The following is a 13,267-nucleotide window of genomic DNA, read 5'->3' as shown; positions in this document are numbered from 1 at the left end:
AATTGTACATCATCAAATATATTGCGACGTCTTTTGGCGCACTGAAATAATAGTTTTGTATTAAATTATTAATCCAAAATAAATATGAAAAATGAATTACGAAGATTTTGATACGAGTGATCCTGAACAATTGAAATTATTATCTCTCGTCGAAATAAACAAAAACTTTCTGCTTAATCAAAAAATAAATGGGATTGAAAAAATTAAAAGTTTACAAAACAATACCAACAAATCATTTGAAGATATAAGCAGAAAAACTTGGGCGCAAATAAGAGGGAAAAGAGTAGAGGAAATAACTTTAGAAGATTTCTTTGGAAACGAGAATTTGAATGTTGAGCAACTTATTAAAGACCTAGATGACAGATCCACATATTTTATATCAAATAAGTTTGATTTTACCAGATATAATACTTCTGGAGAGGCATTGCAAGAATTTAAAAAAGAGAAAGGAATTCCTCCAATGGCTAAGTCTGATAATTTAGTTGTAAGAGATAATAACTACACGCTTGAAGTTGTACATCGTCCCGAAAAGCAAAAGATAAACTCTGAAGAATTGACGAATGTATCTGAAAGTTTGTTTTTAGATTCGTTGAAAAAGGCGCTTATCATCAATACAAGCATAGATTATATAACAAAAAGCAAATATACACATACAATTAGTATAGATATCAATAACAAGAGTATTATATATGAATTTTATATTTGTTACTCCCAAGCTGATTTCATTAAAACGAATAGTCATCCAACTTCTGTTGAAACTACTGTAAATATTGATGATAAATATAAAGCAATTGGTTTAAGAACAGATTCATACAATACTTTTTTACGATTTATAAATAGAGTTTATGGTGAAAAAGCATATAACAATTATAAAGTAATTTTATTTAAAAGATTTGAACAATTAGCAAATAGTTTAGGAACGATTGAGCAACTTAAATTCTTTTATGATAAAGTACCGGATTTTATTATAACTGGTTTTGATGTAAATGGCGAAAATCTAAAACTATCAGATGAAATTTTATGGAAGCATTTTATGCTATTCATGGATTATGATGATAAATTGAGTCAGGAAGATAAGAAAAATGCAGTCATGTGGTCTCTTCCTGCTCAGGATTTTCGTGATGAAAGTTCTTACGCAATAAGAATACTTACAGGAATAAAAGGAAACTTTATTTTAAATAAATTACTACCTGATCCCGAATTGGTTTTAAGAATTTATTCAAACATGGATGGACAGAGTGAGTACAAAGGAAGGGCTTTTGTCATGAATGGATCATCAAATTCCTATGGAAACTGGATTGATAATAAAACCATATTTGTAGCAATCATTACAGCACATCTTCAGGATCATGAACAAGATTCAAAAATAAAAATACCATATACCGAAAATATTGAAACAGATTTTTTTCAAGGTACAGATTTAATTGATAAGCAAACTAATTATAAAATTGAATATTCATTAGATAGTCATATTTTTTATAAAGAATCCGGAGAGCATAAGAATAAGATTTATCTTGAAAATAGAATGAGGGAATGGATTCCTTATGGTAATGTTGATGCCGATATTGGTGTTCAGACCGTTGGAGAATGGGATGATGAAGTAACATTTACAGAATCTTATTATAATCCTTTGGAAATAGTTACTTTTTCTCAATATATGGATCATGATGATATTGAGACAGGTGATGTACTTGAAAATTGCATTATCAGTAATGTTCCTGCTTTATTTGTAAAACATGCCAGCGATTTGAAAGAATGGCAAAAAGTGCATCAAATGATTCGTATTGGAACTGATGTTCTGATGATTTTAGGAAGTATTGCAACCATAGAATCAGGAGCTAGTGGAATGATTTTATACGCAGCAGTTGCGGATTTAGGTTTAGCTACCGCAGATCTTACTATACAAGGAGGGCTTAAGCAAAATTTAGAAAGAACAACTGAAGGGCGTGAGTTTTTAGAGGAATGGGACAATTTTTATAATATTGCGACTTTTGCTACAGCCGGACCAGTAATTGTGAAAGCCATAGAAAAAAAGATTCCACAAATTATGGAAAAGGCGGTGCCGATTTTTCATTCTTTTAAGCTACAAGCGTTGCCAGCCGAAAAATTTTCTAATATATTATTGAAATCTGTATATTCGTTAAACATAAAAGGTTTTTGTAAATCAGGATTACAACTTGTAAGGTATAGAAAATGTGCAGTTGAATTTGGACAATTATACAAGGGAGCTTTTCGTTTACAGGATGCCGGTTTACTTTTTATTAAAAATATAAAAGGCGATGTATCTACAATTTATAAAGGAATTGTATTAAAGTCTGGAAGTAAAGAAGAGGTTGGAAATTTCATTAATAATATCCTTAATAAAGTTAGGGGAAGAAAGAAGATAGAAGTTTATCTTGATAAACTGATTAAAACTCTAAGAGAAACTGAAGATTACAGTTCCATTTTCGCTAAAACTGTTTCAAGTGTTGAAGATGGAGTAACCAAGATAATTAAGGATTTTGAAAAAGAAATTATTGCTAAGAAAATAACAAAGGAAGACGGATTGCTTGTAAATAATGCAAGAAATATAAAACAAAGACATGTTGGAGAAAAGTTTCCAGATTATATAGTTTGGGACAATATTCCTAGTACATATTTTAAAGGCTCTAAAATAACACATTTCCATCCTAATGGATCAGGACTAAGTTTAGCAGATATATGGATGTTTATTACCTGTGAGCTTTTGGAAATTAGAGCATTTGGACCGACAGGAACAGTATATTCTATGAAGAACTTGGGGCTACCAGATAAGGTTGTAGAAGAATTGTGGGATATGATACAGATGCAGGAGGTTTTAGGTGCAAGTTTAAATGAAGGAAAGGCATTCAAGCAATTATGGAAAAAAATGGAACCCTATGTCGAATATTCGAAATATGTTAATAAATAAAATATAAATAATGATATCAAATTTAAAATTAGATTTTTTATGGTTACCTAACCCATATAAATGGTTAGGGAAAATAGATCCTTTTCAACAACAATGGGCACCCGAATATGCTAAATGTAAAGAATATTTAAAAATCTGTTCAACAGATGAGTTAATTAAGTTTTACATTATTTGTTATAAAGATCATTATCCAAAAAATTACTGGTTCGGATGGCTTTCCAATGGTGAGGCGTCAGATCATATACAAATAATAAATAATTACTCTGTTGTTGATGGAAAATATTTTATAAGAAAAGATATATTGACTCTTAAAGAACAATCAAAAAAAGACAAGGACGGTTACAGTTATACAAGTGATCGAATTTTTAATTTTAAAAAAAATATTGACGTCTCTAAGATTATTGAAAATGAATTGGAAGGAAAAACATATCAAAAAACAGATAATGGTTCAATAACAAGATATACGTTGAATAATAGCCCTATTGATTTTATTGAAATTACAGGAAATAGCTTTAGATTGAAAGTCAATGATAAGTATCATATACATATGAGATAAAATATGCTTACAGAAAAAGAAATAATAAAAATCGCAAATGATTATGTTACGAGTCTTGAAGACGAAGTAGGGGAAACTTTAATTGCTCCAGAAGAACTAATGATTAAAAAGCCTTACGGAATATATTTCATATATCACTCCAAAATTTATTATGAGACTAAAAACTCAATTTACAAACTGTTAGGAAGTGCACCTTTTTTGGTTGAAAATAAAACAGGAAAAATAATTGAATTTGGAACTGCTCATAATCTTGAGTTTTATATAAAAGAGTACGAATCAGGAAGATATCCCAGATAAAATTAAAACCGCCAATTTGGCGGTTTTAATTATTTAAAATTTCACTTTCTCATTATATTTCGGAGTAAAATTCTTCGGATTCAGTTTTTCTAAAGTCTTTCCGAAATTATTTACAATTTGCGTTAAGTTATCAAAATCTACAACATTAATATCATCATTTTCGTGGTGATAATGTGTTACTTTCGTCATATCAACCGTTGAAAAAGAGTGTGCAATGATTTTCTTTTTAACGAAGTTTACATTATCAGACCTGTAAAATAATTGTTCTGAAGCATAAGGATCCGGATTTATTTTTAAACCGTTCGCTGCATTTTTGTTGAATAATTCATCCAGATCAGAAAACTCATCACCCGTCATGAATAAAGCATTTTTGCCGAATGCAGATTCTGTTGCCACCATTTCAAAATTGAAAAGGGTAGTCATGTTATTATAAATTTTATCCAGATTTTGATCTTTGGAAATAGCTTTTGAACCCAACATTCCTTTTTCTTCTCCATTAAAAGCCATGAAAACCATTGAGAAATCCGGTTTTTTATCTTTGAAATAATCTGCAATTCCTACCAAAGTTGTAATTCCGCTGGCATCATCATCCGCCCCGTTGTAGATATTGTCTTTAGGATCTTTACTCATTCCGATGTGATCGAAATGTCCGGAAAAGCCTAAATATTTATCGGTTTTTCCTTTCTTAACACCACAAACATTATAAGCTGTTTTTCCTTTATAATCAAATGGAACTAAATAAGAATTTCCCGTGCAGTACTCCAAATTGTTTTCTTTGAAAAGTTTGGCAATATAATTGGCGGCACTATCATTTTCAGTGGTTCCGATTTCCCGGCCTTTCATTTCGTCTGAAGCCAAGGTTTCCAAAACTGTATGTAGTCTTTCTTTTGAAACCTCCTGTGCAAAAGAGAAAATGGAGAACAGTGAAAAGGTAAGATAGGTTAGTTTTTTCATTTTAAATAAAATTTATAAATAATCTGTCGCAGTTTAAACGGAAATGTTGCAGTGAAATTTCTTTTTTGCCACGAATGCACTAATTTTTATAGCCTTGTCAAGGTTTCAAACCTTGACAAGGCTTTTTTATAAATTCTCGCAGATTTAGCAGATAACGCAGATGATTGCGCATAATTTTTTAAACTTAGAAATAATTTTTATATAAGTATTAGTGAAAATTAGTGCAATTCGTGGCAGAAAAAAGAGCAAAAAATAAAAAACAGCTCCTAAAAAGAAGCTGTTCTCACTCAAAAAATCGTTGTAAGGTTATCGAAGTCTGTCTACAGATTTTACGAGCCTCTCATCTTTTTTGATATATATGTTTGCAATAAGCAGACAGATAATCGCAATCAATGGGAAAATTGGCTCAATACCCTTCTCAGGAATTTGGATTCCTCCGGATAATTTTAGTACCCAGTAAATTGATACACCAATCAACAAAGCGTTTATAATGATGCTGATATTGTTCAGCAAAATTTGTCTTTTTCTGTTTTTAAAGCTGAATACACTCAGTAATCCAACCAAAACAAGGACAATACATCCGATATTTATTAAAGGAAGGCTATCAGAAATGATAACGTCCTGCCCTGTAATAAATAGGAACGCTGCAGCCAAAACTGCTAAAAAAGTCCATATAGTCTGTATTCTTTGTAGCATTGAATATTAAATACTTGGCAAAAGTAATATAAATTTTGCACAATTCAAAAATAAGTGTAGATTTGCATTATACGAATGTACTTGAAAACAACAGTCTCCCGACTTACTTTTCTTATTCACAATTAATTACATTTTTTACATTAAATATGTTTAACATTGAAACGTTAAGGTCAAAATCCGTAACGGAGTTGACTAAAATCTTGAAAGATTTGGGCGTTAAAGTGGCAAGAAACAGCACTGAAAATGACAAAATCTTTGCAATTCTTGACTTTCAGGCTTCAAATCCCAAAGTGGCAAAAGATTATTTCAACACCACGGAAACCAGTATGAATACTGAGGATACATCAGCAGAAAAACCTGCGAAGGCTCCTGCTAAAAAGGCTGCTCCCAAGAAACCGGCAGCAAAGCCGAAACCGGAAGCAAAGGCTCCGGCGGAAACGAAACCAAAAGCAGAAGAAAAACCTGCAACAGAAGTTGAAAAAGAGGTTTCTGATGTAAATAACCCAGAGGAACCGAAATCTGAATCGGCAGTAGTGACGGAAGAAAAAACACAACCGGCACAGACTAAGCAAAAAAGAAAAAGAGTTTCGCCTGCTAATACAGGAAATACAGAAACCGTTCAGGAAAAAACAGAAGCTCCTAAAAACACAGACTCTCAGGAATCTGCTTCCGCAGAAGAAAAGCCTAACAACCCTCAACAGCATCAGGCCAGATCTCAAAAAGGACAACACAACAATCCGCACAACAACGGAAACCAACATAGAAATCAAAACCAGAATCCGAATCAGAACCAAAATCAGAATAAGCAGCAACAGCAACATTCTGATAGAGCGGAGGAACACCACGAACCTAAAAAAGAGTTCAGTTTCGACGGAATGGTAAGTATTGAAGGAGTTTTGGAGATTTTACCGGACAATTACGGATTCTTACGTTCATCAGATTTCAGTTATATCTCTTCTCCCGATGATGTGTATGTTTCTACAGCACAGATCAGAAACTTCGGCTTGAAAACCGGAGATACGGTAAGAGGAATCGTAAGACTTCCGAAAGAAGGTGAAAAATATTTTTCTTTATTAAGACCAACAGAAGTTAATGGACGTGATTTAGCTTTCATTAAAGACCGTGTTGCATTTGAGTATTTAACACCACTTTTTCCTGAAGAAAAATTTAATCTGGCTGGAAATAATTCAACGATGTCTACAAGAATCGTTGATTTAATTGCGCCAATCGGAAAAGGACAAAGAGCAATGATCGTTGCCCAGCCAAAAACAGGTAAAACGATGTTGTTGAAGGATATTGCTAATTCTATCGCAGCCAACCACCCTGAAGTATATATGATGGTTCTTCTGATCGACGAGCGTCCCGAAGAAGTTACCGATATGGAAAGAAGTGTAAATGCAGAAGTGATTGCGTCTACATTTGATGAAGCGGCGGAAAAACACGTGAAGGTAGCCAACCTTGTTTTAGCGAAGGCCCAGAGAATGGTGGAATGCGGACACGATGTCGTTATTTTATTAGACTCAATTACAAGATTAGCGAGAGCTTATAACACGGTAACTCCGGCTTCAGGTAAAGTTTTATCGGGTGGTGTTGATGCCAATGCACTACATAAACCGAAAAGATTCTTCGGAGCGGCAAGAAAAATTGAAGGTGGAGGTTCTTTAACGATTATTGCAACGGCTCTTATTGATACGGGTTCTAAAATGGATGAAGTTATCTTTGAGGAATTCAAAGGGACAGGGAACATGGAACTTCAATTAGACAGAAAAATTGCAAACAGAAGAATTTATCCCGCTATTGATTTGGTAGCTTCAAGTACTCGTAGAGACGACTTGCTTCTTGATGAGGTAACCTCTCAGAGAATGTGGATTTTAAGAAAGTATCTTTCTGAAATGAATCCTGTAGAGGCAATGGAATTTGTAAGTAAAAACATTAGAAGTACCCGTAATAACGAGGAATTCCTAATGTCGATGAATAAATAATTAATTTAATTTTGTTAAATGAAAGCACGGACAGTAAATGTTCGTGCTTTTTGGTTTTTTTAGATAGGAAGATGGATGTTGGAGGCGGGAAGTTTTAATAATTGTTTTTTTTTAATTTAAATAATAATTAAAATGTCGTGGAGTATTTTGATGAGAACTTCTGCAGTATTAAATTTTATCGAAGATAAAAATCCTTACGTCTTAAAAGCAGTATCTTTTATATAAATTGTGCCTTTGTGGCTATCGACTATAAAAATATTTATTAAGATTTGACAAGAATAAACCTCCATCTTTCAGCCTCAACTTCATTATTTAAAAATTTAATTCATTCTAAATCAATATATCAATGTTAAAGATTTATTAAAGTAATCCTCATTTTTTGAAGATAGGTTAAATTATGGCTAAATTTGAGTAATAACATTAAAAATAAAACTTATGTCATTTGAATTACCAAAATTAGGATATGCTTACGATGCATTAGAGCCGACTATTGATGCAAAAACAATGGAGATCCACCACACTAAGCATCACCAAGCATATATCGACAATTTAAATAATGCCATCAAAGGAACTGACTTAGAAGGAAAAACGATAGAAGAAATCTGCCAGACTGGTACTGATAAACCGGCGGTAAGAAACAATGGAGGAGGACACTTCAACCACTCTTTATTCTGGGAAATCTTAACTCCAGGCGGAAGCAACGAGCCTGTTGGAAACGTGAAAGCTGCTATTGAAGCTTACGGAGGTCTTGAAAAATTCAAAACTGATTTTTCTGATGCTGCTAAAACAAGATTTGGTTCAGGATGGGCTTGGTTGGTGAAAAATGCTGACGGTTCTATTTCTGTATCTTCAACTCCAAACCAAGATAACCCGTTAATGCCTGTTGCAGACGTTAAAGGAACTCCGGTTTTAGGACTTGACGTTTGGGAGCACGCTTATTATTTAAACTACCAAAACAGAAGACCTGACTATGTTGCAGCGTTTTTCTCTGTGGTAAACTGGGATAAGGTAGAGGAATTATTCAACAAATAATTTTTAACTATTGATAAACAAAAAGGTTCAGAATTGCTCTGAACCTTTTTGTTTTTAACGCCTTATTGTGTCGGTGCCTGAAAGTCCGTTCATTTTTAAACCATATTTCCAGTTGACATACGCAAAAACCTGATACAATTTGTATTCAAATTTTACCCCGTAATTTTCTTTCGGATCATAATCAATGGATGATTCGATGATGTTTCGGTATCGTCCTGAAGAATAGTAAGAATTCCATTCGTTTACCAAAAACGTGTTTCTTGTTTTCAAATACGATTCGGAATATTGGCTGATAGGTTTGGCAATAGCGTTCAGAAAATTATCAAATTGGGTATCGATCACCGTAAGATCCCATTCTCCATCCTCATTTTTTGAAGGTTTCATTTCAGATTTTTCCTGATCATTTTTCGGATTAGTTTGAGCTAAACAATTAAATGGAAGAAGAGAAATTATTAATAAGAAGATTATATTTTTCATAAACTTATCAATTTATATAAAAAAGCACTCAAAATGAGTGCCTAAATTATCTATGGTTCTTTCTGGAGAATTACAAATGCGGGGAAGTGGTCGCTATAGCCCCCTGTAAACTGGTCTCCGTTCCAGGATCGGAAAGGGTAGCCTTTATAATTTCCTTCTTTATTCACTAAGTATGCCGGAGCAAAAATTTCTGCTTTGTATACAGAATACTCTTTCGTTACCTGATCTGAAATTAAGTTTTTGGAAACAATAATCTGGTCAAATAAATTCGGTGCATCCTGATAAGCCAATGAAGCAACACCTTTCTTATATAAAGGGTACATCAGGTTCAGATAAGGATTGGTCTCGCTCAAATCTTTCGGACTTGCCTGGGCATTTAAATGATTCTTTAAGCTTGAACTTACAGGATCATCGTTAAAGTCACCCATGGCAAATAATTTTGTTGAAGGATCGGCAGCCCTTACACTGTCCATCTGCTGTTTTAATAAAGCTGCTGCTGCATTTCTTTTAGGCAATGAGATCGCTTCACCACCTCTTCTTGAAGGCCAGTGGTTCATGAAAAATGCTACTTTTTCGTTATCCAGCATTCCTGTAACTACTAAAATGTCTCTCGTGTATTCTCTTTTTCCGTCATCACCAAAAACTTTTAATTCTTTTTTTAATGAATTTGTAGGAGTGAATCTTCTTTTCTGATAGATCAATGCTACATCAATCCCTCTGTAATCGTAGGAATTGTAATGGATAATTCCGTAATCATATTTTTTTAATGCAGGTTCGTTCACAAGATCCTGAATGACCTGTCTGTTTTCAACCTCAATCAAACCGACAACGGCCGGTGCCGTTTTAGTGTACTGGGCACCCATTTCGGAAATTACTTTTGCTTCGTTGGCCAATTTTGTCTTGTAGATTTTAGTGCCGTAGTTTTTACCGCTTTTGGGGGTAAATTCGTCTGCACCGCTTTGATATCTAACTGCTTTTTTGCCTATTAAAGCACCATCACTCCAGGGTCCATCGTATTTTTCTGCTTCTAAAAATTTAATAGAATCAATAGGGATGCTTCTGTGAAAAGCAGGATTCTTGATATCTTTGGTTCCGTCTATATAATCTGCTGAGCGAATGGTATCCCAAAGGTTTTCTACGTTTAAAAAGCCTACAGCAGCTACCTTTCTCAGTTTTCCTTGTTGTTGTGAGAATGCCATTATTGAAAAAACGATGGCAAATAAACTCGAAAATTTCTTCATTCTCTTAGCATTATTGTTAATATTATTTAATCTGCAAATTTACTTTTTTTTAATTGAGCATATTTTAAATATTTGTAAATTTAAACTGTGGTATTGGTGTTTTTTTATATAATCATTCTTAAAAGCTTGCAGTGTTAAGAAAAAATAACGTTAAAAAAGTTGTAAATTGTAAAATTTGACTAAATTTGCCTCCCCAACTTTTAAACTGTTGAAAATTAACAGGAAAAGTATTAAAAAAATAAATATACTCATGATTAAAAAACTATCATTAGTCTCTTTATTTACTTTGCTTCCAGCTTCATACTATTTTGCACAGACAACAGTCTCTGCATATCTAAAGGATGCTGATGGAAAACCTATCGAAAGGGCAGAAGTAGATCTCAAAGGGAAGGACAATGATGTAACGGCTGACAAAATTGGATACTTCCAGTTTGTAGACTTGATGCCGGGGCATTATCAAATTGTGATTACAAAACCAAATTACGAAACCAAAGTAATGGAGTTTGATGTAATAGACAGTGAGAAGAAAAAGGATTTAGGAACTATCACCCTATATTCTGCACTTACAAGCGCGGATCAAGGTTTAGCTATTATTGATAATGCAGGCAGTGACGATGAAGACAGCAATAGCGGACAAGCTTCTACAGTAGGTTTATTACAGTCTTCCCAAGATGTTTTCAACAGAATTGCAAGCTTTGATTTAGGGTTTTATTGGTTCAGACCACGAGGGATCGACGGAAGAACTTCTGAAAATATGATGAACGGGGTTTCCATGGTGAAATCTGACAATGGAAATGTAGACTTTTCCAATTGGGGAGGACTGAATGAAATTGTAAGGTATCCGGAAATTTCTACCAATCACTCACCATCCGAATACGCCTTCGGGGGTGCCAGTGGTGTAATTTATAAAAATACAAAAGCCAGCGAATACAGAAAAGGGTTCCAGGCTACCTATTCTATTACCAACAGAAATTACCGTCAAAGGGTATCTTTGCGATATACTTCAGGAATGAGTCGTAAAGGTTGGGCATTTACGGTAATGGGTGCTAAAAGATGGGCAGAAGAAGGAATTCAGGAAGGAACTTTCTATGATGCTTACGGTACCTACTTAGGCGTTGAAAAGAAATTCAATGATAACCATACCATGACTTTCAATGCTTTTGCTTCTCCTTACAGAAGATCTACATCAAGCCCGAGCACTCAGGAAGTGTATGATTACAGAGGGGTACATTATAACTCTTATTGGGGATGGCAAGACGGTGAAAAAAGAAGTGAAAGGGTGAGAAAAGGATTCCAGCCGATATTCCAGCTTCAGGATTTCTGGAAAATCAATAAAAAATCTAACTTATGGACTGCTGTTTCTTACCAATTCGGAAAAGATAAAGGGTCACGATTAGATTGGCAGAACGCTACAAATCCTTCTCCTACGTACTATAAAAAATTACCTAGCTATTATCAGAACAGTATTACTTACAATGCTTATCATAATAATACTGATCCTGCTGCATATATAAAACTAAAAGAAGGTTTTGATCAGGCGAATCTTGATTGGATGAATAACAATCAGGATGTAACTCAAATCAATTGGAACAGCTTATATGCGGCTAACCGTAACAGTGCAAACGGAAGTGCAAAATATTTCCTGGTAAATGATGTAAGTGATGATAAAATCTTTAATGCAGCAACGCATTATACTTATAACTTTAATGATAATACCAGATTTTTATTCAATGTTTCTTATCAGAACTTTAAATCTGAATATTACAGAGAAGTTAATGATTTGTTAGGAGCTAACTATGCTTTGAATGTTGACCCTTTTGCAGATTCAAATAAAAGAGGTTCTTCAGGATTTTACAACATGAACGATTCTGAAACTCAAAAGCATGTAGGAGATAAGATTAATTACAATTATATTCTTAGAAGACAGGAGGTAAAAGTAAACCCAGGACTTAAAATGTCTATGGGGCAGTTTGATATTTTTGCAAGTGCTTTATTCGGATATTCTACCTCCAACAGAGAAGGATTGTTCCAGAATTATTTATATCCAAATAACTCTTTTGGGGAAAGCAAAGACTTTAATTATTTGAACTACGGTTTAAAAGGGCAGGTTATTTACAGACTGAACGGAAGAAACTTCTTCGTTTACAACGGAGCTTATTTTTCTCAGGCGCCTTTCTTGGAGGATATTTTCATCAATCCTAGAGCTAATAATTATTCTGTACCGAATATTAAAAATGCAGTTGTAAGCGCTAATGATATCAGCTATGTAATGTCTACGCCTTTCTTAAAATTAAGAGCAACAGCTTATATTGTAAATACACAGAACGATACAAACGTTCAGAGATTCTTTGCAGACGGACTGACAATCAGTGTTGATAATGCAGATACCGGTGGTACTGAAGATAAAACGGCAAGTGCCTTTGTTACACAGACCATGTCTAATGTGAACAAGCGTAACATGGGTGCCGAGCTTGGTGTTGATATTAAGGTATTGCCAACTTTATCATTGCAGGGGGTAGCAAGCTGGGGAGATTATAAATATACCAACAACCCGAATGTATATATTTCTTCAGACGTAATGGCTGCTCCTTATGCTAATTTAGGAACTGCGTATATCAAGGATTTCAAAGTGGGAGGAACGGCTCAAAAAGCATTTTCTGCGGGATTCAGATACAACTCTCCTAAATACTGGTGGTTTGGCGCGAGCTGGAACTATATGGATGATAACAATCTAGATCCTTCAGCGATCCTTAGAACAGACGAGTTTATCCAAAATAACAACAGCAGTACACCTTTCGTAAACCTTAATGATCCAAAAGTTGAGCGTTACATGAGGCAGGTTCAGCTTCCGTCATCTTTCTTTTTGAATGCGAATGTTGGAAAATCTTGGATGCTAGGTAAATATTATGTACTGATTTCAGGATCTGTTAATAATATTTTGGATAATACAAAATACATTACAGGAGGTTTTGAACAGATCAGAAGTTCAAACGGTAACGTAGATTTTGAAAATGATTACAATAGCAAATATCCTAATTTTGCACCAAAATACTGGTACACACAGGGACGTTCTTATTTTGTAAACTTACAAGTTAGATTCTAA

10 protein-coding genes are annotated in these 13,267 nt (G+C 34.0%); 6 read left to right on the top strand and 4 right to left on the bottom strand.

Annotation, left to right across the window (positions count from 1 at the left end; translation table 11 throughout):
- The first annotated feature begins 91 nt into the window (after positions 1–91).
- From BUA89_RS05535 to BUA89_RS05525, 3 genes are read left to right on the top strand one after another with little or no spacing between them, the layout of a single operon-like run.
- On the top strand, positions 92–2,929 hold the full coding sequence (locus BUA89_RS05535) for a hypothetical protein (protein ID WP_072953846.1): 2,838 nt from the start codon (positions 92–94) through the stop codon (positions 2,927–2,929).
- A 10-nt stretch (positions 2,930–2,939) separates the two neighbouring features.
- Positions 2,940–3,485: a hypothetical protein gene (locus tag BUA89_RS05530; protein ID WP_072953844.1), complete on the top strand. Its 546-nt coding sequence runs from the start codon at positions 2,940–2,942 to the stop codon at positions 3,483–3,485.
- A 3-nt stretch (positions 3,486–3,488) separates the two neighbouring features.
- The gene (locus BUA89_RS05525) at positions 3,489–3,782 is read left to right on the top strand and encodes a hypothetical protein (RefSeq protein WP_072953842.1); all 294 of its coding nucleotides are present in this window, start codon (positions 3,489–3,491) and stop codon (positions 3,780–3,782) included.
- A gap of 33 nt (positions 3,783–3,815) precedes the next feature.
- On the opposite strand, the gene BUA89_RS05520 is transcribed toward BUA89_RS05525, so the two are convergent.
- Entirely contained in the window at positions 3,816–4,736 is a 921-nt protein-coding gene (locus tag BUA89_RS05520; RefSeq protein ID WP_072953840.1) for a M28 family peptidase, read from the bottom strand.
- 306 nt (positions 4,737–5,042) lie between these two features.
- Positions 5,043–5,432 (bottom strand): DUF4293 family protein, encoded by a 390-nt coding sequence (locus tag BUA89_RS05515; protein WP_072953837.1) that lies wholly within the window; start codon positions 5,430–5,432, stop codon positions 5,043–5,045.
- A gap of 146 nt (positions 5,433–5,578) precedes the next feature.
- Between BUA89_RS05515 and rho the strand changes: the two genes are divergently transcribed.
- Both rho and BUA89_RS05505 read left to right on the top strand, forming a co-directional pair.
- Positions 5,579–7,414, top strand: a complete 1,836-nt coding sequence (gene rho / locus BUA89_RS05510; RefSeq protein WP_072953835.1) for a transcription termination factor Rho — start codon at positions 5,579–5,581, stop codon at positions 7,412–7,414.
- 435 nt (positions 7,415–7,849) lie between these two features.
- Positions 7,850–8,446 (top strand): superoxide dismutase, encoded by a 597-nt coding sequence (locus BUA89_RS05505; RefSeq protein ID WP_072953833.1) that lies wholly within the window; start codon positions 7,850–7,852, stop codon positions 8,444–8,446.
- Between the two features lie 54 nt (positions 8,447–8,500).
- Here BUA89_RS05505 and BUA89_RS05500 read toward each other — a convergent pair whose 3' ends face one another.
- Together BUA89_RS05500 and BUA89_RS05495 are read right to left on the bottom strand one after the other, a co-directional pair.
- Positions 8,501–8,923 (bottom strand): DUF6146 family protein, encoded by a 423-nt coding sequence (locus BUA89_RS05500; protein ID WP_072953830.1) that lies wholly within the window; start codon positions 8,921–8,923, stop codon positions 8,501–8,503.
- A 50-nt stretch (positions 8,924–8,973) separates the two neighbouring features.
- Positions 8,974–10,164: an endonuclease/exonuclease/phosphatase family protein gene (locus BUA89_RS05495; protein WP_072953827.1), complete on the bottom strand. Its 1,191-nt coding sequence runs from the start codon at positions 10,162–10,164 to the stop codon at positions 8,974–8,976.
- Between the two features lie 250 nt (positions 10,165–10,414).
- Here BUA89_RS05495 and BUA89_RS05490 point away from each other — a divergent pair, with 250 nt between their 5' ends.
- Complete coding sequence (locus BUA89_RS05490) at positions 10,415–13,267, top strand: carboxypeptidase-like regulatory domain-containing protein (RefSeq protein ID WP_072954297.1); 2,853 nt, start codon at positions 10,415–10,417, stop codon at positions 13,265–13,267.

This window comes from Chryseobacterium arachidis, assembly GCF_900129245.1.
In the GTDB taxonomy this organism is placed as follows: Bacteria; Bacteroidota; Bacteroidia; order Flavobacteriales; family Weeksellaceae; genus Chryseobacterium; species Chryseobacterium arachidis.
This window is presented reverse-complemented; position numbering and strand designations above follow the sequence as displayed.